Origin of the sequence: Glycomyces terrestris (assembly GCF_003933745.1) — a bacterium.
Classification (GTDB): domain Bacteria; phylum Actinomycetota; class Actinomycetes; order Mycobacteriales; family Micromonosporaceae; genus Glycomyces; species Glycomyces terrestris.
In genome coordinates, this window is the sequence record NZ_RSEB01000003.1 from 724,262 (window position 1) to 749,864 (window position 25,603).

22 protein-coding genes and 2 tRNA genes are annotated in these 25,603 nt (G+C 71.8%); 19 read left to right on the plus strand and 5 right to left on the minus strand.

Features of this window, described 5'->3' with window-relative positions:
* Positions 1 to 15: 15 nt before the first annotated feature.
* The 12 genes from dnaN (at position 16) to EIW28_RS13355 (ending at position 11,858) form a co-directional block, all read left to right on the plus strand.
* Positions 16 to 1,164, plus strand: coding sequence for a DNA polymerase III subunit beta (gene dnaN, locus EIW28_RS13305; RefSeq protein ID WP_125248165.1), 1,149 nt, complete (start codon positions 16 to 18; stop codon positions 1,162 to 1,164).
* Entirely contained in the window at positions 1,161 to 2,108 is a 948-nt protein-coding gene (gnd, locus tag EIW28_RS13310; RefSeq protein ID WP_232013992.1) for a phosphogluconate dehydrogenase (NAD(+)-dependent, decarboxylating), read from the plus strand. Before dnaN ends, gnd begins: the two co-directional genes overlap by 4 nt.
* A gap of 162 nt (positions 2,109 to 2,270) precedes the next feature.
* A complete protein-coding gene (gene recF, locus EIW28_RS13315; RefSeq protein WP_408612216.1) occupies positions 2,271 to 3,350 on the plus strand; it encodes a DNA replication/repair protein RecF in 1,080 nt (359 codons plus the stop codon).
* Positions 3,340 to 3,792, plus strand: a complete 453-nt coding sequence (locus tag EIW28_RS13320) for a DciA family protein (protein WP_125248168.1) — start codon at positions 3,340 to 3,342, stop codon at positions 3,790 to 3,792. Before recF ends, EIW28_RS13320 begins: the two co-directional genes overlap by 11 nt.
* 269 nt (positions 3,793 to 4,061) lie before the next feature.
* Positions 4,062 to 6,053, plus strand: a complete 1,992-nt coding sequence (gene gyrB, locus EIW28_RS13325) for a DNA topoisomerase (ATP-hydrolyzing) subunit B (RefSeq protein ID WP_187350605.1) — start codon at positions 4,062 to 4,064, stop codon at positions 6,051 to 6,053.
* 47 nt (positions 6,054 to 6,100) lie between these two features.
* Positions 6,101 to 8,605, plus strand: a complete 2,505-nt coding sequence (gene gyrA, locus EIW28_RS13330; protein ID WP_125248170.1) for a DNA gyrase subunit A — start codon at positions 6,101 to 6,103, stop codon at positions 8,603 to 8,605.
* Positions 8,606 to 9,307, plus strand: a complete 702-nt coding sequence (locus EIW28_RS13335) for a DUF3566 domain-containing protein (RefSeq protein WP_125248171.1) — start codon at positions 8,606 to 8,608, stop codon at positions 9,305 to 9,307. It begins immediately after the preceding gene.
* A gap of 165 nt (positions 9,308 to 9,472) precedes the next feature.
* Positions 9,473 to 9,549 (plus strand) — tRNA-Ile (locus EIW28_RS13340).
* Between the two features lie 103 nt (positions 9,550 to 9,652).
* Positions 9,653 to 10,240 (plus strand): flavodoxin family protein, encoded by a 588-nt coding sequence (locus EIW28_RS13345; RefSeq protein WP_125248172.1) that lies wholly within the window; start codon positions 9,653 to 9,655, stop codon positions 10,238 to 10,240.
* 120 nt (positions 10,241 to 10,360) lie between these two features.
* The gene (locus EIW28_RS24975) at positions 10,361 to 10,492 is read left to right on the plus strand and encodes a DLW-39 family protein (protein ID WP_218125197.1); all 132 of its coding nucleotides are present in this window, start codon (positions 10,361 to 10,363) and stop codon (positions 10,490 to 10,492) included.
* A 100-nt stretch (positions 10,493 to 10,592) separates the two neighbouring features.
* Positions 10,593 to 10,668: transfer RNA gene (locus tag EIW28_RS13350), tRNA-Ala, on the plus strand.
* A gap of 164 nt (positions 10,669 to 10,832) precedes the next feature.
* Positions 10,833 to 11,858, plus strand: coding sequence for a phosphotransferase (locus EIW28_RS13355; protein WP_125248173.1), 1,026 nt, complete (start codon positions 10,833 to 10,835; stop codon positions 11,856 to 11,858).
* 7 nt (positions 11,859 to 11,865) lie between these two features.
* Here the strand turns inward: EIW28_RS13355 and EIW28_RS13360 are convergent, their stop codons facing one another.
* Together EIW28_RS13360 and EIW28_RS13365 are read right to left on the minus strand one after the other, a co-directional pair.
* Positions 11,866 to 12,525, minus strand: a complete 660-nt coding sequence (locus tag EIW28_RS13360; protein WP_125248174.1) for a response regulator — start codon at positions 12,523 to 12,525, stop codon at positions 11,866 to 11,868.
* On the minus strand, positions 12,522 to 14,180 hold the full coding sequence (locus tag EIW28_RS13365; RefSeq protein ID WP_197717236.1) for a sensor histidine kinase: 1,659 nt from the start codon (positions 14,178 to 14,180) through the stop codon (positions 12,522 to 12,524). Before EIW28_RS13365 ends, EIW28_RS13360 begins: the two co-directional genes overlap by 4 nt.
* A 100-nt stretch (positions 14,181 to 14,280) precedes the next feature.
* Here EIW28_RS13365 and EIW28_RS13370 point away from each other — a divergent pair, with 100 nt between their 5' ends.
* The 3 genes from EIW28_RS13370 to EIW28_RS13380 are packed head-to-tail and all read left to right on the plus strand — an operon-like array spanning position 14,281 to position 17,355.
* Positions 14,281 to 15,276, plus strand: a complete 996-nt coding sequence (locus EIW28_RS13370; RefSeq protein ID WP_125248176.1) for a Bug family tripartite tricarboxylate transporter substrate binding protein — start codon at positions 14,281 to 14,283, stop codon at positions 15,274 to 15,276.
* A complete protein-coding gene (locus tag EIW28_RS13375; RefSeq protein WP_125248177.1) occupies positions 15,273 to 15,833 on the plus strand; it encodes a tripartite tricarboxylate transporter TctB family protein in 561 nt (186 codons plus the stop codon). Before EIW28_RS13370 ends, EIW28_RS13375 begins: the two co-directional genes overlap by 4 nt.
* Positions 15,834 to 15,843: 10 nt before the next feature.
* Positions 15,844 to 17,355: a tripartite tricarboxylate transporter permease gene (locus tag EIW28_RS13380; RefSeq protein WP_125248178.1), complete on the plus strand. Its 1,512-nt coding sequence runs from the start codon at positions 15,844 to 15,846 to the stop codon at positions 17,353 to 17,355.
* A 54-nt stretch (positions 17,356 to 17,409) separates the two neighbouring features.
* On the opposite strand, the gene EIW28_RS13385 is transcribed toward EIW28_RS13380, so the two are convergent.
* A complete protein-coding gene (locus EIW28_RS13385) occupies positions 17,410 to 18,564 on the minus strand; it encodes a DUF418 domain-containing protein (RefSeq protein ID WP_125248179.1) in 1,155 nt (384 codons plus the stop codon).
* Between the two features lie 113 nt (positions 18,565 to 18,677).
* Positions 18,678 to 19,424 (minus strand): DUF2306 domain-containing protein, encoded by a 747-nt coding sequence (locus EIW28_RS13390; protein ID WP_125248180.1) that lies wholly within the window; start codon positions 19,422 to 19,424, stop codon positions 18,678 to 18,680.
* Between the two features lie 139 nt (positions 19,425 to 19,563).
* Here EIW28_RS13390 and EIW28_RS13395 point away from each other — a divergent pair, with 139 nt between their 5' ends.
* Complete coding sequence (locus EIW28_RS13395; RefSeq protein ID WP_158630398.1) at positions 19,564 to 20,262, plus strand: TetR/AcrR family transcriptional regulator; 699 nt, start codon at positions 19,564 to 19,566, stop codon at positions 20,260 to 20,262.
* 60 nt (positions 20,263 to 20,322) lie between these two features.
* Here EIW28_RS13395 and EIW28_RS13400 read toward each other — a convergent pair whose 3' ends face one another.
* Positions 20,323 to 21,690: a dicarboxylate/amino acid:cation symporter gene (locus EIW28_RS13400; RefSeq protein WP_125248182.1), complete on the minus strand. Its 1,368-nt coding sequence runs from the start codon at positions 21,688 to 21,690 to the stop codon at positions 20,323 to 20,325.
* 323 nt (positions 21,691 to 22,013) lie between these two features.
* Here EIW28_RS13400 and EIW28_RS13405 point away from each other — a divergent pair, with 323 nt between their 5' ends.
* The 3 genes from EIW28_RS13405 (at position 22,014) to EIW28_RS13415 (ending at position 25,455) form a co-directional block, all read left to right on the plus strand.
* Entirely contained in the window at positions 22,014 to 22,451 is a 438-nt protein-coding gene (locus EIW28_RS13405) for a fluoride efflux transporter FluC (protein ID WP_232013972.1), read from the plus strand.
* The gene (gene crcB / locus EIW28_RS13410; RefSeq protein WP_125248184.1) at positions 22,448 to 22,810 is read left to right on the plus strand and encodes a fluoride efflux transporter CrcB; all 363 of its coding nucleotides are present in this window, start codon (positions 22,448 to 22,450) and stop codon (positions 22,808 to 22,810) included. Before EIW28_RS13405 ends, crcB begins: the two co-directional genes overlap by 4 nt.
* Positions 22,811 to 22,956: 146 nt before the next feature.
* Positions 22,957 to 25,455 (plus strand): S8 family serine peptidase, encoded by a 2,499-nt coding sequence (locus EIW28_RS13415; protein ID WP_125248185.1) that lies wholly within the window; start codon positions 22,957 to 22,959, stop codon positions 25,453 to 25,455.
* The last annotated feature ends 148 nt before the right edge of the window (positions 25,456 to 25,603 follow it).

A 25,603-nucleotide genomic window follows, 5' to 3' on the forward strand; every position in this document is an offset into this window, starting at 1 on the left:
GCGAAGGAGCAACCCATGAAGTTCCAAGTCGATCGAGACACCTTCGCCGACGCGGTGTCCTGGACCGCGAAGAGCCTCCCGGCCCGCCCGTCGGTGCCCGTCCTCGCGGGCGCCCGCCTGTCGGTCGACGAGGGCACCCTGACCATCTCCGGCTTCGACTACGAGATCTCCACCCGGGTCACCGTCGAGGTCACCGGGGAGTCGGCCGGGACCGCGCTGGTCTCGGGCAAGCTCCTCGCCGAGATCGTCAAGGCCCTCCCCAACAAGCCGGTCGACTTCGTCGTCGACGGCCCCCACGCCGAACTCACCTGCGGGTCGGCGCGGTTCACCCTGCCGACCATGCCCCTGGAGGACTACCCCTCGCTGCCGCAGATGCCCGAGGCGATCGGCACGATCGACGCCGACGAGTTCGCGAAGGCCGTCGCCCAGACCGCCGTCGCCGCCGGCAAGGACGAGACCCTGCCGACGATGACCGGCGTCCAGATCGAGCTCTCCGGCGGCGGCATCGGGATGCTCGCCACCGACCGCTACCGCATGGCCATCCGCGACTCGTCCTGGGAGCCCGGCGCCTCCGACGTGGCCGTCACGGTCCTGGTGCCCGCCAAGGCCCTCGCCGACACCGCCCGCACCTTCGGCTCCCTCTCCGGCCCGGTGACGATCGCCGTCCCCACCGGCACCGAGGGCGCGCCCGGCATGATCGGCTTCACCGCCGGCGGCCGCCAGACCACCTCCCGCGTCCTCGACGGCCAGCTGCCGCCGCTGCGCAGCCTCCTCGCCACCTCGTACGCGACCACGCTGAAGGTCAAGACCTCCGAGCTCATCGAGGTCGCCCGCCGCGTCGCCCTCGTCGGCGACCGCAACTCCCCGATCCGCCTCTCCTTCGACGAGGACGGCCTCGTGGTCGAGGCCGGCGGCGCCGAGGACGCGAAGGCCTCCGAGGCGATGGACTGCGCGCTCGACGGCGAGCCGGGCAAGATCGCGTTCAACCCGACGTACCTGCTCGACGGGCTCTCCGCGGTCGACGCGCCCTACACCGCGTTCAAGATGAACGAGCTCGGGAAGCCCGTCGTGATGACCGGGCAGCCCGCGCCCGAAGATGAGGATTCCGACACAAACCACGACGGGTACCTGTACATGCTGCAACCATTGCGCTGGGACGCCTGACCGCACAACGACGTGAACGACCCTGGCGCGAACACCGCGGAACGCTTTCGTGTGAAAGGGGGCGCGACATGCAACTCGGCATGATCGGGCTCGGCAAGATGGGCGGCAACATGAAGTTGCGGCTCGAAAAGGCTGGACACCAGGTCGTCGGCTACGACCGCAACCCCGAGGTCGCCGACGTCGGCTCCCTCGCCGAGCTGGTCGAGGCCCTGGAGGCCCCGCGCGCCGTGTGGGTCATGGTCCCCGCCGGCGAGGCCACCCGGTCCACCGTGGCCGAACTGGCCGAGCTGCTCGGCGAGGGCGACATCGTCGTCGACGGCGGCAACTCGCGCTTCACCGACGACGCCGTGAACGCGCAGGCCCTGGGCCTCCACGGCATCGGCTACATCGACGCGGGCGTCTCCGGCGGCGTGTGGGGCCTGACCGAGGGCTACGCGCTCATGGTCGGCGGCGCCGAAGCCGACGTGCAGCGGCTCCAGCCGGTCTTCGACGCGCTCAAGCCCGAGGGCGAGCACGGCTTCGTGCACGCCGGCGGGGTCGGCGCGGGCCACTACGCCAAGATGGTGCACAACGGCATCGAGTACGCCATGATGCAGGCCTACGCGGAGGGCTACGAGCTGCTCCAGGCCAGCGAGTACGTCGACAACGTGCCCGCGATCTTCAAGTCGTGGCGCGAGGGCACCGTCATCCGCTCCTGGCTGCTCGACCTCATGGACCGCGCCCTCGAGGCCGACCCCGAGCTCGCGCACATCAAGGGCTACGTCGAGGACTCCGGCGAAGGCCGCTGGACCGTGGACGAGGGCATCCGCCTGCGCGTCCCGCTCCCGGCCATCACCGAGTCGCTGTTCGCCCGCTTCACCTCGCGCCAGGAGGACTCCCCGGCGATGAAGGCCGTCGCGGCCCTGCGGAACCAGTTCGGCGGCCACGCCGTCAAGTCCGAGTAGCGCGGCCGCAGGGGCCGGAACCGCGTTCCGGCACCCGCGCAGTCCGACCGAACATCGACCGGGGCTCGCCAGCAGCGCCCCGGAGCAAGGCGGCATCATAGAGGCGTGCGTGTACGACAGCTGCAACTGACAGACTTCCGGTCCTACGCGCACGCCCAAGTCATGTTCGACGAGGGGCCCTCGATCCTGGTGGGCCCCAACGGACACGGCAAGACCAACCTGGTCGAGTCCCTGGTCTACCTGGCCAACCTCCGCTCCCACCGCGTCTCCTCCGACGCGCCCCTGGTCCGGCAGGGCTGCGAGCAGGCCGTGGTCCGCGCCGAGATCCTCCACGACTCCCGGCGCCTCCTCGCCGAGCTGGCGATCGTCCCCGGCAAGTCGAACAAGGCCCGCCTCAACCGCACCGACCTCAAGCGCCCCCGCGAGATCATCGGCGCCCTCAAGGCCGTCGCGTTCGCCCCCGAGGACCTCGCGCTCGTGCGCGGCGAGCCCTCGGCCCGCCGCCGCTACCTCGACGAGCTCCTGTGCTCCCGCTACCCGCGCTTCGCCGGCGTGCGCGCCGACTACGACCGGGTCCTCAAGCAGCGCAACACCCTCCTGCGCACCGCGTACCTCGCGAAGAAGACTGGCGGCCGCGGCCCCGGCGGCGCCGAGATGGCCACCCTCGACGCCTGGGACGCCCACCTCGCGACCCACGGCGCCGAGCTCATGGCCGGGCGCCTCGCCCTCCTCGAGGACCTCGCCGAACCCGTCGCCAAGGCGCACTCGCGCATCGCCGACGGCCGCGCCGAAGTGGCCCTCACGTACGAGTCCGAGCTCGGCGACGGCCTCACCGCCGACCGCGACGTCCTCGGCGCTCGCCTCGCCGCCGCGCTCGCCGCCGCCCGCGCCAAGGAGGTCGAGCGCGGCTCCACCCTCGTCGGGCCCCACCGCGACGACCTCGACCTCGTCCTCGGCGACCTCCCCGTCAAGGGCTACGCCTCGCACGGCGAGACCTGGTCGGTCGCGCTCGCGCTCCGCCTCGGCGCCTTCGAACTCCTGCGCGCCGACGGCACCGCCCCGATCCTCATCCTCGACGACGTGTTCGCCGAGCTCGACGCCGTGCGCCGCGAGCGCCTCGCCGAGTACGCCGAGGCCGCCCCGCAGGCGCTCATCACCTGCGCCGTGGCCGGGGACGTGCCCGACCGGCTCGCCGGCGCCCGCTACGACGTGTGGGAAGGCGAGGTCAAACGTGTCCTCTAACGGCTTCGACTACCGACCCCGCCCGCGCCGCCGCGGCAAGAGCGACGACCCGCGCTTCCGCAAGGAGTGGTCCGGGCCCGGGCCCGACAAGCGCGACCCCGAGACGCTCGGCGCGCTCCTGCCGCAGATCGTCCGCAAGAACGGCTGGACCCGCAAGGTGGCCGACGCCTCGGTCTTCGGCCGCTGGGAGGCCATCGTCGGCCCCGACATCGCGAGCCACTGCCGGCCCGAGCAGCTCGAGAACGGCGAGCTCCTCGTCGTCGCCGAGTCCACCGCCTGGGCCACGCAGCTGCGGCTGTTCTCGCGCCAGATCCACGGCAAGATCGCCGCCGCCCTGGGCCCCAACGTGGTCAAGCGCCTGAAGATCACCGGACCCAAGCAGCCGACTCGTTCCTACGGCCCCAGGCGAGTGCGGTTTAATGGCTCTCGTGACACGTTCTGAAGCGGGACACCCCTAGGTCCGTAGGGGGGTTCATGTCCGCGGCTCCCAGTGCGACTGCGGCGACAATGAGGCGCGCAGACACCGGATCGCAAGCCGAGTCGCAGTAGACTTGACGAATGCACACCGGCCGGCGCTCCCAGCGTCCGGCCGTCCCCATGGCCGACCCGCCGCGGCGGGCCCCGCACCCCGGCACCGGACCAGACAATCCGGCAGCGCCGAGGCCAGACGGCTGAAAAGTGTCACAACCATGGACTAGCTTTCTCACTACGATGCGTGAACGACAGAAGGAGTTGCCGGTGGCGGCGAAGCAGCAGGACGAGTACAGCGCCAGTTCGCTGCAGGTCCTCGAAGGTCTCGAGGCCGTCCGGAAGCGCCCGGGCATGTACATCGGCTCCACCGGCGAGCGCGGCCTCCACCACCTCATCCAGGAGGTCGTCGACAACTCGGTCGACGAGGCCATGGCCGGCTACGCCTCCGACATCCTCGTCACCCTCACCGACGACGGCGGCGTGAGCGTCCGCGACGACGGCCGCGGCTTCCCGGTCGACATCCACCCCAAGCTCGGCAAGCCCGGCGTCGAGGTCGCCCTCACCGTCCTGCACGCCGGCGGCAAGTTCGACTCCCAGACGTACGCGGTCTCCGGCGGCCTCCACGGCGTCGGCGTCTCGGTCGTGAACGCGCTCTCGACCCGCGTCACCGTCGAGATCAAGCGCGACGGCTTCCACTGGCGCCAGGACTACAAGCACGCCCAGCCGGGCCCGCTCGAGAAGGGCGAGCCCACCGACGAGACCGGCACGGTCGTCAGCTTCTGGCCCGACGGCGACATCTTCGAGACCCTCGAGTTCGACTACAAGACGATCTACCGCCGCCTCCAGGAGATGGCCTTCCTCAACAAGGGCCTGTCGATCACCCTCCGCGACGAGCGCCCCGAGCACCTCGACGAGGAGGGGAACGTCCGCCAGGTCACCTTCAAGTACGAGGAGGGCATCGCCGACTTCGTGCGCCACCTCAACGCCTCGAAGAACCCGATCCACCCCACGGTGGTGCAGTTCACGGCCGAGGACGAGAAGGAGTTCCACACCGTCGAGATCGCGATGCAGTGGAACGAGTCGTACGGCGAGTCGGTGTACACGTTCGCGAACACGATCAACACCCACGAGGGCGGCACCCACGAGGAGGGCTTCCGGTCCGCGCTCACCAACGCCGTCAACAAGTACGGGCTCGACAAGAAGATCATCAAGTCCGAGAAGGACCGCCTCTCCGGCGAGGACATCCGCGAGGGCCTGGCCGCGATCATCTCCGTGAAGCTGCGCGAGCCGCAGTTCGAGGGCCAGACCAAGACCAAGCTCGGCAACACCGAGATCAAGGGCTTCGTGCAGCGCGTCTGCAACGAGTGGCTGCCCGACTGGCTCGACCGCCACCCGAAGGAAGCGCGGATCATCGTCCAGAAGGCCTCCAGCGCGGCGAACGCCCGCAAGGCCGCGGCCCAGGCCCGCAAGCTGGCCCGCCGCAAGAGCCTCCTCGAGACCTCCTCGATGCCCGGCAAGCTCGCCGACTGCCAGTCGACGAACCCGGAGGAGTGCGAGATCTTCGTGGTCGAGGGCGACTCGGCCGGCGGCTCGGCCAAGCAGGGCCGCAACCCGCGCACGCAGGCGATCATGCCCATCCGCGGCAAGATCCTCAACGTGGAGAAGGCCCGCCTCGACAAGATCCTCAAGAACAACGAGGTCCAGGGCATGATCACCGCCCTGGGCACCGGCATCCACGAGGAGTTCGACGCCGAGAAGCTCCGCTACCACAAGGTCATCCTGATGTCGGACGCCGACGTCGACGGCCACCACATCAACACGCTGCTGCTGACGCTCCTGTTCCGGTTCATGCGCCCGCTCATCGAGCTCGGCCACGTCTACATGAGCCAGCCACCGCTGTACAAGATCAAGTGGAACAAGAAGGGCGACCTGGTCGACTACGCCTACTCCGACGCCGAGCGCGACCGGATCATCGAGGCGGGCATCGCCTCCGGCAAGTCCGACCCGCGCCGCTCCGACGGCGTCCAGCGCTACAAGGGCCTCGGTGAGATGAACTACACCGAGCTGTGGGAGACGACCATGGACCCCTCGCAGCGCAACCTCCTCCAGGTTCAGCTCGACGACGCGGCAACCGCCGACGAGCTCTTCAGCGTCCTGATGGGTGAGGACGTGGAGAGCCGCCGCCGCTTCATCCAGGAGAACGCCAAGGACGTCCGGTTCCTGGACATCTAACGGTTTCGGCCCGATACGACTTCGTCTGACACAGCAAGGAAGCACTGGTGCCTGAGAACAACCAAGACCAGCTCGAGATCCCGGAGGGCCACGGCCGGATCGAACCGATCGGCATCGAAGTGGAGATGTCGCGGTCGTACCTCGACTACGCGATGAGCGTCATCGTCGGGCGGGCGCTGCCCGACGTGCGCGACGGCCTCAAGCCGGTCCACCGCAAGATCCTCTACGGCATGTACGACGGCGGGTACCGCGCCGACCGCGGGTACGTCAAGTGCTCCCGCGTCATCGGCGACGTCATGGGCCAGTACCACCCGCACGGCGACGGCGCGATCTACGACTCCCTCGTGCGCATGGCGCAGGACTGGAGCCTGCGCTACCCCCTCATCGACGGCCAGGGCAACTTCGGCTCCCCGGGCAACGACCCGGCCGCCGCGATGCGGTACACCGAGTGCCGCCTCGACCCGCTGGCGATGGAGATGCTGCGGGACATCGACGAGGAGTCGGTGGACTTCGAGCCGAACTACGACGGCAAGACCACCGAGCCGACGATCCTCCCCAGCCGCATCCCGAACCTGCTCATGAACGGCTCCGAGGGCATCGCCGTCGGCATGGCCACGAAGATCCCGCCGCACAACCTGCGCGAGGTCGCCGCCGCCGTCAACTGGTGCCTGGACCACCCGGAGTCGACCGAGGAGGAGGCCCTCGAGGCGATCCTCGGGATCATCACCGGCCCCGACTTCCCGACCGGCGCCACGATCCTGGGCCGGGCCGCCATCGAGGACGCCTACCGGACCGGCCGCGGCTCCATCAAGATGCGCGCGGTCATCGAGGTCGAGGAGGACTCCAAGGGCCGCCCCTGCCTGGTCGTGACCGAGCTGCCGTACCAGGTCAACCCCGACAACCTGGCCGAGCGCATCGCCGACCTCGTCAAGGAGGGCAAGCTCGGCGGGATCGCCGACATCCGCGACGAGTCCTCCGGCCGCACCGGCATGCGCCTGGTGATCGTCCTCAAGCGCGACGCCGTCCCGAAGGTCGTGCTCAACAACCTGTACAAGCACACGCAGCTCCAGGAGACGTTCGGCGCGAACATGCTCGCGCTCGTCGACGGGGTGCCGCGGACGCTGAACATCGCGCAGTTCGTGCGCTACTACGTGGCGCACCAGATCGAAGTGATCCAGCGGCGCACCCGGTACCGGCTGCGCAAGGCCGAGGAGCGGGCCCACATCCTGCGCGGCCTCGCGAAGGCCCTCGACCTGCTGGACGAGACGATCGCGCTCATCCGCCGCTCGCCCTCGGCCGAGGAGTCGAAGCAGGGCCTGATGAGCCTGCTCGACGTCGACGAGATCCAGGCGACCGCGATCCTCGACATGCAGCTGCGCCGCCTCGCCGCCCTGGAGCGGCAGCGGATCGTCGACGAGCTCGCCGAGATCGAGACGAAGATCGCCGACCTCGAGGACATCCTCGCCAAGCCCGAGCGCCAGCGGGCGATCGTGCGCGACGAGCTCGCCGCCGTGGTCGACCGCTGGGGCGACGAGCGCCGCACGCAGATCCTCCCGGACGCCGGCGAGGTGTCCATGGAGGACCTCATCGCCCGCGAGGACGTGGTGGTCACCATCACGCGCGGCGGGTACGTCAAGCGCACCAAGACCGACTCGTTCCGCTCGCAGAAGCGCGGCGGCAAGGGCGTCCAGGGCGCGCAGCTCAAGCAGGACGACATCGTCAGCCACTTCTTCGTGTGCACCACCCACGACTGGATCCTGTTCTTCACGAACAAGGGCCGCGTGTACCGCGCGAAGGCGTACGAGCTGCCGGAGGCGAGCCGCACGGCCCGCGGCCAGCATGTGGCGAACATCCTGGCGTTCGGTCCGGATGAGACGATCGCGCAGGTCATCCAGCTGGCCCACTACGAGGTCACGCCGTACCTGGTGCTCGCGACCCGCAACGGCCTGGTGAAGAAGTCGAAGCTCACCGACTTCGACTCCCCGCGCACGGGCGGCCTCATCGGCATCAACCTGCGCGACGGCGACGAGCTGGTCGGGGCGGCGCTCATCGAGCCCGAGGACGACCTGCTGCTGGTGTCGCGCAAGGCCCAGTCGATCCGGTTCCAGGCCACCGACGACGCGCTGCGCCCGATGGGCCGGGCGACGAGCGGCGTGATCGGGATGCGGTTCGTCGGGGACGACGAACTGCTGACCATGATCGTGCTCCGCGATAATATGGACATCCTCGTGGCCACGAGCCGCGGCTACGCGAAGCGGACTCCGGTCGACGCGTATCCGCAGCAGGGCCGCGGCGGCAAGGGCGTCCTGACGGCTAAGATCACGGAACGGCGCGGCGACCTGGTCGGGGCGCTGTCGGTGACGCCCGACGACGAGCTGTTCGCGATCACTTCGGAGGGAGGGGTCATCAGGACTCCTGTGAAGCCGGTCCGGCAGACATCGGACCGCAACACCCAGGGCGTCAAGCTGATCGACCTGCCCGAGGAAGTGTCGCTGCTCGCGATCACCAGGAGCGCCGAGGAACCGGAACCCGATGAGGGGCAGGACGAGTAGATGACCGACGCGAAGGCCACCGCAGCGGAGACCGAGCGCGAGGACGACGTGCCGGAGCTGCCCTCCGAGCCGTCCGAAGCGAGCGAGCCGAAAGCCGACACCGCGTCGGACCCGGCTCCGGCCCCTGCGCCCGCGCAGGACCAGACGCTGACGCTGCGGCGCCCTCCGGGGATGACGCCGCCGCCGGTCACGCCGGAGGCGATCCCGATCCCGACGGGGCCCACGGGCAACACCGCGGCCCAGCAGGCCGCGGGCGTCGCCTCGTCGGCGCGCGTCGCCGACGCGGTGCGCGCCGCCCGCGCGGCCGTCAGCCAGGCCGCGGCGCGCGGACCGCGCCGGGCCCGCCTGCGGCTCAAGCGGATCGACCCGTGGTCGGTGATGAAGTTCGCGTTCGCCGTGTCGATCGTGCTGTTCATCGTCATGGTCGTGGCGACCACCGTCCTGTACATCGCGCTCGACGCGATGGGCGTGTTCGACACCGTGAACGACATGCTCCAGATGCTCATGGGCACGAACGCGGACTCGGGCGCGGCCGCGGAGGGCTTCCGGATCACCGCGAAGGGCGTCATCGGGGCCGCGGCCCTGCTCGGCGTCGTGAACATGGTCCTGTTCACCGCCCTGGCGACCCTGGGCTCGTTCATCTACAACGTGTGCGCCGACCTCGTCGGCGGCGTCGAGGTGACCCTCGCCGAGCGCGACTAGCAAGCCTCCGCCGGAGCGCCCGCGGCCTGGTGGCCGCGGGCGCTCCGGCGTTCCGTTCGGGGCCAGTGATGCCCGTCCCTTCCGGGAGGGGCCCTGATTCGCGTCCGGAACGATCGTGGGGTAATCTTTCTCAGCGCCGCCGAGAAGCGGCCGCACAACCTGCAAGGGCGTATAGCTCAGGTGGTTAGAGCGTCGAGCTGATAACTCGAAGGTCCCAAGTTCGAGTCTTGGTACGCCCACCAACACCCGCCGGCCACCGGCGGGTTTTTTCTTGCCCGGAATACGCGGGGGCCGCCGCGGCCTTGCACCTGGTGACCGTCCCCCTTGCCCGAAAGCGCACCGACCATGGCCGACTCGCCCCGCTCCTTCCTGTTCCTCCTCGGCAGCTCCCGCACCGGCGGCAACACCGAGACCCTCGCCCGCGCCGCCGCCGAGCACCTCGAACCGGAGGCCGAGCAGCGGTGGCTGCGCCTCGCCGAGCTCGACCTGCCGCCGTTCACCGACCGCCGCCACGTCGGCGACGGCGCCACCCCGGTCGCGGCGGGCGCCGAGCGGACCGTCCAGGACGCCACGCTCGCTGCCACCGACCTCGTCATCGCCTCCCCGCTGTACTGGTACTCGGTGAGCGGCTCGGTCAAGAACTACCTCGACCACTGGTCCGGGTGGCTGCGGGTGCCCGGCCTCGACTTCCGGGCCCGCATGGGCGGGCGGCGGCTTTGGGGCGTCACCGTCCAGGGCGACGAGGAGCCCGACGTCGCCGCCCCGCTCGCCGGGACGCTGCGCCTGTCCGCCGAGTACATGGGCATGGAGTGGCGCGGCGTGCTCCTCGGCTCCGGTTCGCGGCCCGGGCAGGTCCTGCGCGACGAGCGGGCCCTCGCCGCCGCGAAGACGTTCTTCGACCCCGCGGCCGACACGCCCGGGATCCGGTATTGAGCGTGCGGGCCCCGGCCCGGCGGCCCGGCGCGCCGCAGTTCGCTATGCTGAGGCGCATCGCGCGATGCCGACCGCGGCATTGCTGTACGCGGCAATCTCTGATATAGGGGGCCTGGGTCCATGTGGAAGAAGATCTTGATCGTCGCCGGCGTGGCGACGGTCGCGTTCGTGGTCGCGAAGAAGGTCAAGTCGATCAACGACGACCGCACCCTGTGGCACGAGGCCACCACCTCCGCGGAGGACGTGCGCTAGCGAATCGCGTTAGCCAACTCACTGCGCTGCGGGTATCCTCGCTGTTGCCGCGTGCGCGGCGGGGATACTCGAACGGACCGGTCTCACCGCCGGCCCTCCAGGGGTCTTAGCTCAATTGGCAGAGCACCGCCTTTGCAAGGCGGGGGTTAGGGGTTCGATTCCCCTAGACTCCACCACACCACCCGCTCGGCCGCAGACCATCCGGCACGGGCGGCCTCAACGGCCGGGCCCCCGCCCGGCCGTTGCCCATTCATCGCCCGTCCGCCGCCCCGAACACTCCTCCGCCCTCCCGAACCGAAACGCCGATGCGCCGACAGGCCCCCACCGGTAGCCTTTCGCGGTGGCCCCACCCGAACCCCGCCCCCGCGCCGGACTCGACCCGATCGCCCGCGCCTACCGCCTCGGCACCGTCACCGCCTGCCGGTACCTGCCCGACGGGCTGCTGAACCGCAACTGGCGCCTCGACACCGACGCCGGCCCATTCGCGCTCAAAGAACTCGACGCGCTCGACCCCGACTCGGCCCGGCGCAGCCTCGCGATCATGGCCTCGGCCGCCGCCGACGGCGTCCCCGTCGCCGCGGCGGTCCCCGCCGCCGACGGCACCACCGTCGTCGAGATCGGCGGACACGGCTACTACCTCACCCCCTGGATCGACGGCACCCACCTCCTCGGACCCGACATGGACGCCGACATCTCCTTCCACATGGGCGCGGTCATCGGCCGGATCCACGCCGCGCTGGCCCGCCCCGGCCTGCTCCCCGAGACCGGTCCGAGCACCGAACCGCCGCCCACGGTCGCGACCGCGCACGACCGCATCGGCGACTACCTCGACCAGATCGCCGCCCGCGCCGAACCCGACGCGTTCGACCGCGCCGCCGAACCCCTGCTGCGCAGCCGCCTCGACCTCATCGCCGCCCACGAGCACCTGCGGCCCTCCGAGGACCCGCCCGCCGGGCCGGCCGGCTGGACGCACGGCGACTGCCAGAACTGGAACCTGCTCTGGCGCGGCGACCGCATCGCCGCCGTCCTGGACTGGGACCGCGTGCGCCCCAACCCGTACGGCGAAGAGATCGTGCGCGCCGCCACCTACCAGTTCGCGCTCCCCGACGGGCGCATCGACCTCGACAACATCGCCGCACTCGTCGCCGGGTACCGGACCGTCGCCGGCATCGGGCCCGAAGCCCTCGCCGACGCCGCCCGGCGCCGCTGGTGGCGACTGCTGACCTCCGTGTGGCACTTGAAATACCACTACTACCTGGACCGCACGGCAAGCGACCGCGTCTTCTTCTCCGACGAACGGCTCCTGCGCTGGTGGACCGCGAACCTCGACGCGGTCGAAGCGGCCTTCACACGCGAGCGCCGGTGAATCGGCCCTAGCGCCAGGTGTAGCGGCGCTCGGGGCGGCCCCGGCCCGCGTACTTCAGCGCCACCTCGGCCCGGCCCCGCTCGGCCAGCTGCTCCAGGTAGCGGCGGGCGCTCACCCGCGAGACGCCGATCCGCTCGGCGCACTCAGCGGCCGACAGCGACCCCCCGGCCTCCCGCAGCGTCGTCTCGACCAGCTGCGCGGTCTCGGCGCTGAAGCCCTTCGGCATCGCCGGCGCCGACGCCGTCCGCTCGAACGCCCGGTCGACGTCCGCCTGGTCGCGCATCGCCATCGCCAGGCCCGCCCGCCGGTCCGCGTACTGCCGCAACCGCTCCTGGAACTCGTCGAAGCTGAACGGCTTCAACAGGTACGACACCACGCCGAGCCGCACCGCCGCGCGCACCGCGTCCGCCTCGCGGGCCGCCGAGATGACCATGACGTCCGTCTCGTGGCCCTCGGCGCGCATGCGCCGCACCAGGTCCAGGCCGAACACGTCCGGCAGGTACAGGTCGAGGAGCACCAGATCCGGCCGGTGCTCCGCAAGGGCCGCGAGGGTCTCCTCGCCGCTGCGCGCCGACGCGACCGCCCGGAACCCGGGGGTGCGCTCGACGAAGCCGCGGTGGATGTTCACCAGCCGGAAGTCGTCGTCGACGACCAGCACATCGATCATGTCGGCTCCTCGGCCGTGAATGCGGGAGTGGTCGCGGCGGACCCGGCGAGCAGGGGCAGCACCGCCGTGAACCGCGCCCCGTCGGCGGTGTTCGCCACGTGCACGCCGCCGCCGTGATGCTCGCACACCAGCCTCGTGAGCGCCAGCCCGATCCCGTGCTCCCCCGCCGCGGCCTTCGTCGTGAACCCGTGCGCGAACACCTCCTCGGCCGTCTCCGGCGGCACGCCCGGGCCCGAATCGGTCACCGTGATCCGCACGGCCCCCGCGTCCTCGCGGATGTCGACCGACACCCACGCCTCCGCCGCGACCGGCAGCGGCGCCCGCGCCCCCGCCGCCGCGTCCACCGCGTTGTCGACCAGGTTCCCCAGGACCGTGCCGACGTCGGCCGAGTCCTCCGGCTCGAGCGGCCCGAGCGCGCTCCCCGCCGCGACCTCGAGCCGCACCTGCCGCTCCGAGGCCTGCGCCGACTTCGCCATGAGCAGCGCCGCGATCGCCTTGTCCCGGATCGGCTCCCCGATCGACAGGTCCAGGGACTGCCGGTGCCGGTTGAGCGCGTCGATGTACCGCACCACCTCGTCCTGCTCGCCGATCTGGATCAGCCCCGAGATCGTGTGCAGCTTGTTGTCGAACTCGTGCGCCTGCGCCCGCAGCGCCTCCGCCGTCGACCGGAACGAGCCCAGGTCGCGCTCCAGCTGCGCGAGCTCGGTGCGGTCCCGCAGCGTCGCCACCGCCCCCAGCGCCCGGCCGTCCTTCTCCACCGGCATCCGGTTCACCACCAGGACCCGGTTCCCCTGGAGCACGACCTGGTCGGAACCGGTCACCGTCCCGGACAGGACGTCCCGCAGCCGGCCCGTCAGCTCCAGGTCGCCGAGCGTGCGCCCGACCGCGCCGTCCGGCAGGTCGAGGAGCCGCCGCGCCACGTCGTTCACGAGCGTCACCCGGTGCTGGTCGTCCAGCGCGACCACGCCCTCGGCGATCCCGTACAGCATCGCCTCCCGGTGCTCGGCGAGCCCCGCGATCTCGCGCGGCTCCATCCCGAACGTCTGCCGCTTGATCCGCCGCGCCAGCAGCCACGAGCCCGCGACCCCGAGCGCGCTCGCCACCCCCAGGTACAGCAGCAGCGTCGGCACGGCCTCGACCAGCAGCTCCCCGAGCGAGGGCACCTCCTGGCCGACGACGGCCACGCCGAGCTGCACGCCGATCTCGTCCCTCGCCTCGCTGAGCACCGGCGCCTGCGCCACCAGCTCGGTGCGCCCGCCGAGCTCGATCTCGCCGCGCCAGCCGCGGCCGTCGAGGACGCCCGCGGCGACCGGCAGGTACGTGCCGATGAGCAGCGGGTTCGTGGAGGCGACGACCTTGCCCTCGGCGTCGGCGATCGTCACCGACGACACCTGCCAGCGCTCCAGGTCGCCGAGGATCTTCGGCGCGAGCGTCTGCGACGGCGCCGGCTGCGGCAGCCGGTCGCGCACGAGGTCGGTGGTGGCGAGGGACTCGGCCAGCTGCGTGACGCGCCGCCCCTGCTCGCTGGTGAACACCGCGCGGGACTGGGCGAGGGAGAGCCCGGCGATGACCGCGAGCACGATGAGGACGACGGCGAGCTGGTACGCGAGCAGCTGCCCGGCGAGGGTCGGACGGCGAAGTGAGGGCCTGAACACAATGAACTCAATGATCGATACGGACACAAGGCTGACGCAGGGGCCGCGCCGGGGTGACCATCGTCTCTCACACCACCCTCGAAATGAAAGAGCAACGACGATGAAAATTCACCGGAGGAGCCTCCTCAGCGCTGCGGCGGCCGTCCCGGCGCTCGCGGCGGCCTCGGCGTGCGGACTCACCGCCGAGGACGGCTCGGGCGGCGGACCCCTCACCGGTCTGCGCATCATGGTGCCGAACAGCCCCGGCGGCGGCTACGACACGACCGCCCGCTCCATCGCCCGGATCATGGAGGACGAGGAGATCGCCCGCGCGGTCGAGGTGTTCAACCTCGAGGGCGCCGGCGGTACCGTCGGCCTCCAGCGGACCGTGAGCGAGGAGGGCAACGGCGACCTCGCCATGCAGATGGGCCTGGGCGTCGTGGGCGCCTCCTACACGCAGAACTCCGAGGCGAAGCTGACCGGCACCACGCCGCTCGCGAAGCTCGTCGAGGAGTCCGGCGCCATCGTCGTGCCCACCGCCTCGCCGTACCAGACGATCGACGACCTGGTCGCGGCCTGGGCCGGCGACCTCGACGGCGTCACCGTCGGCGGCGGCTCCTCCCCCGGCGGCCCCGACCACCTGCTGCCGATGCGGCTCGCGAACGCCGTCGGCATCGACCCGACGCAGGTGAACTACGTGTCCTACGACGGCGGCGGGGAGCTCCTGCCCGCGCTGCTGGGCGAGAAGGTCGCGTTCGGCGCCAGCGGCGTCGGCGAGTTCATCGACCAGATCGAGGCCGGGCAGCTGCGCGTCCTCGCGACCTCCGGGGAGGCGCGCGTGGACGTCGTCCCGGACGCGCCGACGTTCACCGAGTCCGGGATCGACCTGGTGTTCACGAACTGGCGCGGCTGGGTGGCCCCGCCCGGGATCGGCGACGCGGACGTGCGGAAGTGGACCGACGCGCTCACCGCGATGCACGACTCCGGGGCGTGGCAGGACGAGCTGGAGAAGCAGGGCTGGACCGACGCGTTCATGACCGGCAGCGACTTCGGCGACTTCCTCGCCGACCAGGACGCGACCGTGGCGGCCACGCTCCAGGAACTGGGCCTGGCATGACGGGCGCCGAGCACGAGGCGACCGCGAACGGCGCCGCCGAGGACGCCGCCGCGGCGGACGGCGACGCGGCCGCCGCGGTCCCGAAGCGGGACCTCGCGCAGCTGTGGGTGTGCGCCTTCCTCGCGGTCCTCGGCGTCCTCGTCATCGTCGACGCCGCCCGCCTGGGCGGGTTCTCCGCGTCGAACGACCCGATCGGCCCCAAGCCGGTCCCGATCATCCTCGGCGTGCTGCTGTTCGCCGTCGCCGCCTTCTACGCGATCGACGCACTGCGCGGCGGCCACGGCGAGGACGGGGGCGCGCACGCCGGCGAGCGGTTCGACGTCAGGACCGTCGCGCTCCTGTGCGCGGTGTTCGTCGCGAACGCGCTCCTCATCGACTGGCTCGGCTGGGTCATCTCCGGTTCGCTCCTGTTCTGGGGCGCGGCGATCGTCCTCGGCTCGCGCCGCTACTTCCTGACGCTCGCGGCCGCCGTGGTGCTCGGCCTGGCCACGTTCTACGGGTTCGCGATCGGCCTGGGCCTCGGCCTGCCGGCCGGCGTGCTCCAGGGCATCCTGTAGGGGGGCGGGCGTGGACAACCTCAACTCGCTCCTCGACGGCTTTGCCGCGATCCTCACCCCCGGGAACCTCCTCATCGCCCTCATCGGCGTCACGATCGGCACCGCGGTCGGGATGCTCCCGGGCCTGGGCACCGCGATGGCGATCGCGCTGCTGCTGCCGATCACGTACGGGATGGAGCCGACGCAGGCGTTCATCATGTTCGGCGGGATCTTCTACGGCGGCATGTACGGCGGCTCGACCACCGCGATCCTGCTGAACACGCCCGGCCAGTCGTCCTCGGTCGTCACCGTCCTCGAGGGCTTCAAGATGGCCAAGAACGGGCGCGGCGGGCAGGCCCTCGCGACCGCGGCCATCGGCTCGTTCGTGGCCGGCACGATCGCGACGGTCGCGCTCGTGTTCGTCACCCCGATCACCGTCGACTTCGCGATCGGCCTCGGCGCGCCCGAGTACTTCGCGATCATGGTGCTCGCGCTCGTGGCGACCGCGTCGGTCCTCGGTTCCTCGCGCATCCGCGGCTTCGCGTCGCTCCTCGTCGGCCTCGTCATCGGGACGATCGGCATCGACGCGGTCACCGGCCAGCAGCGGCTCACCTACGGGATGCCGGAGCTGGCCAACGGGATCGACATCGTCGTGGTCGCGGTCGGCGCGTTCGCCGTGGGCGAGGCCCTGTGGACGGCGGCCCGCCGCCGCAACGGCAAGGACGAGATCGTCCCGGTCGGCCGGGTGTGGATGGGCCGCGGCGACTGGCGCCGCTCGTGGGGGCCGTGGCTGCGCGGCTCGGCGCTCGGGTTCCCGTTCGGGGCGGTCCCGGCCGGCGGCGCCGAGGTGCCGACATTCCTGTCGTACGTGACCGAGCGGCGGCTCTCGAAGCACAAGAGCGAGTTCGGGAACGGCGCGATCGAGGGCGTCGCGGGCCCGGAGGCGGCGAACAACGCCTCGGCCGCGGGCACGCTCGTGCCGATGCTCGCGCTCGGCCTGCCGTGCAACGCGACCGCGGCCGTCATGCTCGCGGCGTTCCAGACGTACGGCATCCAGCCGGGCCCGCTCCTGTTCGAGCAGGAGTCGGCGCTGGTGTGGACGCTCATCGCGGGCCTATTCGTGGGCAACGCGATGCTGCTGGTGCTGAACATGCCGCTCATCCCGGTGTGGGTGAAGCTGCTGCGCATCCCCAAGCCGTACCTGTTCGCGGGCATCCTGTTCTTCGCGTCGATGGGCGCCTACGCGACCAGCGGCCAGGCGTTCGAGCTGTACGTGCTCCTGGCGCTGGGCCTGCTCGGGCTCGGCATGCGGCGCTTCGGGATCCCGATGCTGCCGATGATCGTCGGCGTGATCCTCGGCCCGATGGCCGAGCGGCAGGCGCGCATGTCGCTCCAGCTCTCGGGCGGCGACCTGTCGGGGCTCGTCGGCGGGCCCGTCGCGTGGACCGTGTACGGGATCATCGCGGTCATCGCCCTGTGGCCCTTGGCGATGCTGGTGCGCCGCCGCGCGGTGCGCGACCGCGAGGCGGTCGCCGCCGGGTGAGGACGGGGTGCGGGCCGATCTCGAACCGGCCCGCACCTCCTTCTGCTCCGCGCCCTAGCGGAGGACGGCCTTCTGGAGCGCCTCGGCCGGGCCGGTGCTGAAGCGGCGCAGCCACAGCCAGGACCCGGCGAGGAGGAACGCGCCGATGCCGAGCCACAGGGCGGGCGCGAACCACGCCTGGTCGCCGTACTTCGCGGCGAGGCCGAGGCCCCAGCCGTAGCAGAGCGCCGAGGCGAGCAGGTTCTGGAGGATGTAGCCGCTCAGGGCGGTGCGGCCCAGGGACTCGAGCGAGGCCATGACCGGGCCGCGGCGCAGGTGCTCGACGAGGTAGCCGATGAGGCCGATGTAGCCGAGCATGACGACCGGCGCGATCACGTACCGCTCGAGGTAGAGGACCTCGTCGGGCAGGAGCAGCGCCACGGCGTTCAGCGGCAGGCCCAGGCCGAGACCCCAGGCCATGAGGCGGGCCCGGATGCGCCGCCCGGTGTCGTCGGCGCCGAACGCGCCGGCGCGGAACAGCCGGACGCCGAGCAGGAACAGGAAGACCAGCAGCGGGAACGTGATGATCGGCTCGACGCGGAAGACGAGGGCGTGGTTGAGCCGGAACTGGACCTGCTCGAGCCAGGTCCCGGACGCGTACAGCGCCTGGACCTCCGGGTTCGGCTCGGGCGCGACGCCGCCGAGGGCCGACCCGGCGGTGACGAGGGCGACGACGGCCAGGTGCAGACCGAGCGCGGTCCACATGACGGCGCGCTGGGCGCGTTCGGAGCGCTTGAGGAGCCAGGCGACGGTGATCGCGGTGACGGCGTACCCCATGAGCACGTCCCATGCGAACAGCAGGACGAAGTGGACGGTGCCTTCGGCGAAGAGGAACAGGGCCCGCCAGTGGTAGCGGCCGGGCCAGCGGCGGCCGCGCTTCTCGACCGACCGGAACTGGATCGCGAGCCCGACGCCGAAGAGGACGGTGAGCATGGAGAGGAACTTGCCGTTGGCGAGGAGCTGGAAGGCGGAGCCGAAGAAGCCGCCTTCGGTGATGCCGAAGCCGAGCAGGGGCCCGGCCTCGCCGTGGGCGGAGGCGAAGAGCCAGATGTTGGTGCCGAGGGTGCCGAGGATCGCGGCGCCGCGGAGGACGTCGAGGAGCGGCAGCCGCTTCGCCGCGGCCGGCCGGGTGTCGGGGGCCGCGGATACGGTGGCGGAGGTGGTGTCCATGCCGTCCAGCATCGCGTGGAGGGAGGCGGTGCGAATCCTGCTGCGGCATGGACTTTCGGGGCGCGGCGGGGCGACCGCGGGTGGAACCCGGGCCGCCCCGAAGGTGGCATCCGTCAGGCGGCGGCTGCGACTTTGGTGGCAGGCCTGGCGCCGCGGCGGCGCTTGGGCCTGCGGTCGAGCCACCACTGGGCGATCATGAGGTTGACGATCCAGCTGAGCCAGATCGAGGCGACCGCGACGTCCGCGATGAGCGCCTCGGTGTCGCCGCCGTAGTAGCTCTCCCGGAACGGCAGCAGGATCACCAGCAGCAGCGCGATCCACACCCGGTTGACGACGATGGACCAGCACAGGGCGAAGCTGCGGATCATCCAGCGGCGGTGGGCCTGGAAGTCGTGGCGGCGGGCCGCGAGGAACCCGGAGAACGTGGTGCCGAACCACAGGAGCGAGAGCAGCACGTTGCCGATCTTGCCGTCGTTCCCGACCGTCGACATGACCGAGACGACGAGCGCGAAGATCCCCGAGGGCACGACGCCCGCGAAGACGTAGAGGCGCCCGGAGACCCGGTGGACGCGGGGGTGCTTGAGCCGCAGCCAGGTCCACACCTGCATGGAGCAGGTGACGAGCGCGATCGAGCCGAACAGGATGTGCCCGGTGAGCATGAGGTAGTGGGTCTCGGGGAAGGCCGACTGGAGTTCGACGAGCGAGTCGCCGGTGTCGAAGGTGAGGTAGAACGGCAGGCGCGCGGCGACGAACAGGCCGGCGACCGCGAAGAGCGGGACGATCCAGGGCCGGCGGTACCACTTCGGCTTCTCGCGCTCGGGCGGGCGCTGGGGTTCGGACTGGGCGAGGGTCTGGGTCACTGGTCTCTCCGATCGCGGTGGGGTCCGATCGATGCGTATGGGATACGCTTTTCAGCGTACATCATACGCAAGCCTGGTGCGTGCACCCGGGACCCTCAGGGGCCCTAGGCTTGCCAGGCGCGAGGCCGGAGCTGAGGGGGTGCTTCTGTTGGGACAGGGCGAGTACGAACTGCTGTGGGGCGACCGGTCGCGGCCGGGCCGCGGCCGCCCCTCCGGGCTCACCCGCGAGCGCATCGTCGCCGAGGCCGTCGCCATCGCCGACGCCGAAGGGCTGCACAAGGTCTCGATGAAGCACCTGGCCGACCGCCTGGGCTCCGGCGTCATGTCCCTCTACCGGCACGTCCCCGGCAAGGACGAGCTCGTCATCCTCATGTACGACTCCCTCATGGACGGGCCCCCCGACCTGCCCGACGCCGACACCTGGCGCGACGTCCTCCTCCACTGGGGACGGACCGTCATCGGCCTGTTCCGCGCCCACCCGTGGGCGATCACCGTCGGCACCTCCGCCCGCACCATGGGCCCCGGCGAGGCCGGCTGGGTCGACCACGTCCTCGGCCGCCTCGGCGCCCTCGGCCTCCCCGCCGACCTCGGCCTCATGGCCGTCCTCACCGTCGACTGCTTCGCCCTCGGGGCCGCCCGCCCCGAGACCGGCGGCGCCGGCTCCTCCGCCGAGTTCTTCAGCTTCCTCGCCGACCCCGCCGCCGGCGCCCGCTTCCCCCACCTCGCGGCCGTCACCACCGCGTCCTTCGCCTCCGAGCAGCTGCTCGAGGACTACTTCGAGTTCGGCCTCCAGCGCGTCCTCGACGGCCTCGAGCAGTACATCGACGCCCGCGCATAGGAACGGGGGCCGGCCCTCCCGGACCGGCCCCCGCTTCTCAGGAGAGGAACAAAGCTCGGATCACGCCGGCGCGAGCGCCGGCTCCCCCTTGCGGGAGCCCTCGGCGTCCCCGCCGAACGCGGACTCCTCGTCCAGCGGCTGCGGGGCCGCGTCGTACACCTCGCGGTCGAGGAGGTCCTCGGACTTCGCCACGATCACCGGCACCACCATCTGCCCGGCCACGTTCGTGGCCGTGCGGATCATGTCCATGATCGGGTCGATCGCCAGCAGCAGGCCCACGCCCTCGAGCGGCAGGCCCAGGGTCGACAGCGTCAGCGTCAGCATCACGGTCGCACCGGTCAGGCCCGCCGTCGCCGCCGAGCCGATGACCGACACGAACACGATGAGCAGGTAGTCCTGCACCGCCAGGTCCACGCCGTACACCTGCGCCACGAAGATCGCGGCGATGGCCGGGTAGATCGCGGCGCAGCCGTCCATCTTGGTCGTCGCGCCGAACGGCGACGCGAACGACGCGTAGTCGCGGTCCACGCCGAGCCGGTCGGTCACGGTCTTCTGCGCCAGCGGCAGCGTGCCGACCGAGGAGCGGGACACGAACGCGAACTGGATCGCCGGCCACGCCTTCCGGTAGAACCGGACCGGCGAGACCTTCCCGAACACGCGCAGCAGCACCGGGTAGACGACGAGCATCACGATGAGCGCGCCCGCGTAGATGTCGACGCTGAACACCGCGAGCGGCTCGAGCAGGTCCCAGCCGTACGCGTACACCGACTTCCCGATCAGGGCCGCGGTGCCGACGGGCGCCAGGCGGATCACCCACCACAGGGCCTTCTGGACCAGTGCCAGCGCGGAGGCGTTGAACTTGAGGAACGGCTCGGCCTTGTCGCCGATCTTCGCGGCCGCCGCGCCCGCCACGATCGCGACGAACACGATCTGGAGGACGTTGACGTTCACGAACGCGTCCACGACGTTCGTGGGGATGATGCCGGTCAGGAAGTCGGTCCACGACCCCTGCGTCTCGGGCGCGGCGGCCGCGCCGGAGAGCTCGACGCCCCGGCCCGGGTTCGTCGCCAGGCCGATGGCGATGCCGATCACCACCGCGATGAGCGACGTGACCGCGAACCAGCCGAGGGTCTTGGCGACCAGCCGGCCCGCGTTCGCGAGGTTGCGCAGGTTCGCGATCGACGCGACGATCGCGGTGAACACCAGGAACGGCACGATCAGGAACAGCAGCTGCACGAACAGCGTGCCGACCGTCTCCAAGGTGGTGCCGAGCCACGCGACGGACCACTCGCGGGCGGCCCAGCCGAGGACGAGGCCGACCACGAGGCCGACGAGCAGTTGCGCGGCGAACGGGAACCGCTTGCGGCGCTTGGACTTCGAATTCTCCTCCACGGCCGTGTCGGCCGTGTTCTCGGGAGCACTTGCCATGGGAACTACCTCTTGTGAAGGCTGGCGCAGGCACGGGGGCGCGCGGCGGCGCGGACCGTGCCGGCGGTAAGGAGTGCGGGTCGGGCTCGGACCCAGCGGGGAGATACGAGTACGTCGGCGAGCCGGCCGGTGGGATCGGCGGAACTAGCGACAGAGCACGGTCGACACGCGGCAGAAGTCGAGATGACGCCTGCGTGTCAGGAACTGGTTGGTGACCGTGTAACTCATAGCCCGTCAACGGTAGCGTCATTCGCAATTCGGGCGCAAGTCCCGGTGAGGGATCGCATACGGACCGCCGCGGCCGGGGCGGTTAGATTCACGGCGTGACCGGACCACACCGCCCGCCCCTGTGGGACGCGCTCCGCGCCGTCCCCGCCTCCGCCCTGGCCGCCGTCGCGCTCGGCGGCGCCGCCGGGGCCCTGGCCCGCGCCGGGCTCCTCGTCCTCCTCCCCGCCGCACCCGGCCGCTTCGACCTGGCCACGTTCCTCGCCAACGCCCTCGGCGGGCTCCTCATCGGCGTGCTCATGACCGTCGTCACCGAGGCCGCGCCGGGCCTGCGGCTCCTGCGGCCCTTCCTCGGCGTCGGCGTCCTCGGCGGCTTCACCACCTTCTCCACCTACATCGTCGGCATCGGCCGCGCCGTCGACGCGGGCGAGGCGCCGCTCGCGGTCGTGTACGCGTTCACCACGATCGCGGCCGCGCTCGGGGCCGCCGCCCTCGGCATGGCCGCCACCCGCCGCGTCCTGGCGGGCCGCCGGTGACGCTCCTCCTCATCGCCGCCGGCGCGGCCGTCGGCGCGCCCGCCCGGTTCCTCACCGACCTCGTGGCCGCCCACTACCTCGGCCGGCACCTCCCCTGGGGCACGCTCGCGGTCAACACCGCCGGGTCCGGCCTCGCCGTGTTCCTCGCCGCCGCCGTCGCCGACCCGGCCTGGTCGGCGCTCCTCGCCACCGGCTTCTGCGGCGCCCTCACCACGTTCTCGACGCTCTCGTGGGAGACCCTCGTCCTCGTCGAGCAGGGCCGCTGGAGGCACGCCGTCCTCAACATCGCCGTGAACCTCGCGGGCGGGCTCGCCGCCGGCCTCGGCGGCCTCGCGCTCGCCCGCCTCCTCGGGTACTGAAGCGCCGACACGCGGCCGGGCGGCGCGGCAAATGCGCGGTTCGGCCCGCCCGATGGCCCACGATCGAGGTCCTGCCATATCTGCCCGCCGGGGGTTCCCGGGCGCCTCCGCGAACCCCCGGCGGGCGCGAGACGAAGGGACCCCTGATGCCGGGCCACCGCACGCTCCGAACCGTCCCGCCCTCCTGGCGGCGGCCCCTCGCGGCCGCGGCCGCCCTGCCGCTCCTGGCCCTCGCCGCCCCTGCGGCGCAGGCGGAACCGGAGGCGGGCGACGCGCGGGTGTGGCTCGTCGAGTTCGCCGAAGGCGCCGACGCCTCCGTGCTCGACGCCGCCCCCGGCCTCGACTTCGAGGTGCGCCACGACTTCGAGCGGATCTGGAACGGCGTCTCCGTCGAGGCCGACCCGGCGACCGCGCGCCGCCTCGCGCAGTTCGGGCACGTCGAGCGCGTCTGGTCCGACGTGGTGTTCACCGGCCCCGCCGCCGTCGCCGACGATGGGCCGGTTCCCGAACTGGCGCAGGCGATCCAGACCACCCGCGCCGACGTCGCGCACGGGCGCGGCGTCACCGGCGAGGGCGTCAAGGTCGGCGTCATCGACACCGGCATCGACTACACCCACCCCGATCTCGGCGGCTGCTTCGGCTCCGGCTGCCGGGTCGCGTACGGCGCCGACTTCGTCGGCGACGACTTCGACTCCGACGACCCCGAGTTGAGCGAGCCGAGCCCGGACGACGACCCGGCCGACTGCGGGGGCCACGGCACCCACGTCGCCGGCATCGTCGGCGCCGACGGCGAGGTCACCGGCGTCGCCCCCGACGCGACCTTCGGCGCGTACAAGGTCTTCGGCTGCGAGGGCTCCACCAGCGCCGAGGTGATCATGCAGGCCCTGGAGGCCGCGCTCGACGACGGCATGGACGTCGTCAACCTCTCGCTCGGGCAGTCGTTCCAGTGGCCCGGCTACCCGACGGCGAAGGCCGCCGACCGGCTCACCGAGGAGGGCGTCGTGGTCGTCGCCTCCATGGGCAACGACGGCGAGCACGGCGTGTACTCCGGTTCGGCGCCCGGCGTCGGCGAGGACGTGATCGCCGTGGCCTCCACCGACAATCCGGCCCAGCGCATGGACGCCGCGTACGTGCCCGCGCTCGACCGCCGCATCGGCTACCGCCCCATCGACGCGTCCCCCGACCCCGAGGCCGGCACCGCGACCGACCCGCTCGCGTGGCTCGGCCGCGCCTGCGCCGACGACGCCTCCGAGAGCGACGTCGCCGGGAAGGCCGCCCTGGTCGTGCGCGGCACCTGCACCTTCGACGAGAAGTACCGGCGGGCCGTCGCCGAGGGCGCGACGAGCGTCGTCGTCTACAACGACCGCCCCGGGCCCTTCGGCGGCGGCGGCGTCGAGGACCCGGCCGTGCCGGTCATCGCGGTCACCGACGCCGACGGGAAGGACCTGCACGACCTCGTCTCGATCGGCGAGGCCCCGGTCCTCGAGTTCACCGGCGAGACCGTCCTCGTCGACCTGCCGCGCGGCGGCCTCGCCTCCGGGTTCACCGCCTACGGCCCGGCCCCCGACCTGACGTTCAAGCCGGACCTGGCCGCCCCCGGCGGCGGCGTCTGGTCCACCGTGCCCGTCGCCGACGGCTCCTACGCCTCGCTCTCGGGCACCTCGATGTCCTCGCCGCACGTCGCCGGCGCCGCGGCCCTGCTCCTCGACGCCGAACCGCGCCTCGCGCCCCGCGAGGTCCGCACCCGGCTCGCGAACGCCGCCAAGCCGGTCCCGTGGGGCGACAACCCCGACCTCGGCGAACTCGAAGCGGCCCACCGGCAGGGCACCGGCGTCGTCGACATCGTCGACGCCCTCGACGCCCGCGCCTGCCTGCACCCCACCGGGGTCAACACCGGCCACGGCACGGGACCGCGCACCTTCGAGCTCACGCTCACCTCGCGCGACGAGGCCGTGCGCGACTACACGCTCACGCACCGGTCCACGATCGCGACCACCGGCGACGACCGGGACCCCGGCTTCCACGCCGCCGAACCCGCCGTCACGTTCGAGCCCAAGGAGATCCGCCTCCACCCGGGCCAGACCGCCACCGTCGAGGTCACGGTCGAGCCCAGCGCCGACCTGCCGCTCGGCAGCGTCTTCGGCGGCCGCATCACCGCCCGCCCCGACGCCGGCGGCGAGTCGCTCACGGCCGCCTACTCGGGCTACCACGGCGACTACCTGGCGATCCCGATCCTGGAGCACCCCGAGCTGCCGAAGCTCGCCGCGATCGTCGCCCAGGACCCGGAGACGCACGAGTTCGAGTACCGCGACCTCGCCGCCGACGAGTCGTTCAGCCTCGCCGACGGCCCTGACCTCGCGGCCCTCCTCTACCTGGGGCACCAGCCGGCGGCCATGGAGGTCTCGGCGGCGAACGCCGAGACGGGGGAGGTCGTCGACTGGGAGCCCGAGGCGTTCCTGCCGCGCTCGCCCGGGCCCGACGACGCGATGGGCATCCACCTGGAGGACCTCATCGCCCAGCGCCCGGGAGCGCTGGAGGCGGGCCGGTGGACCCTCACCGTGAGGGTGCTCAAAGCCCTCGGCGACGAGAGCGACCCGGCGCACTGGGAGCAGTGGACCTCTCCGGAGTTCACGCTCACTGCGTGATCCCGGGGCGACATCGAGGGTTGCGGGCGGCCGGGATGGTGTTCCCGGCCGCCCGCGCCTGTGACTGGCGGTCCTGCGTGGACCGCCGGGCGGGTGGCTTCCCGCGCGCGGTCTCGGTATGGCGACGTTCGCGATTCCCCTTCATATC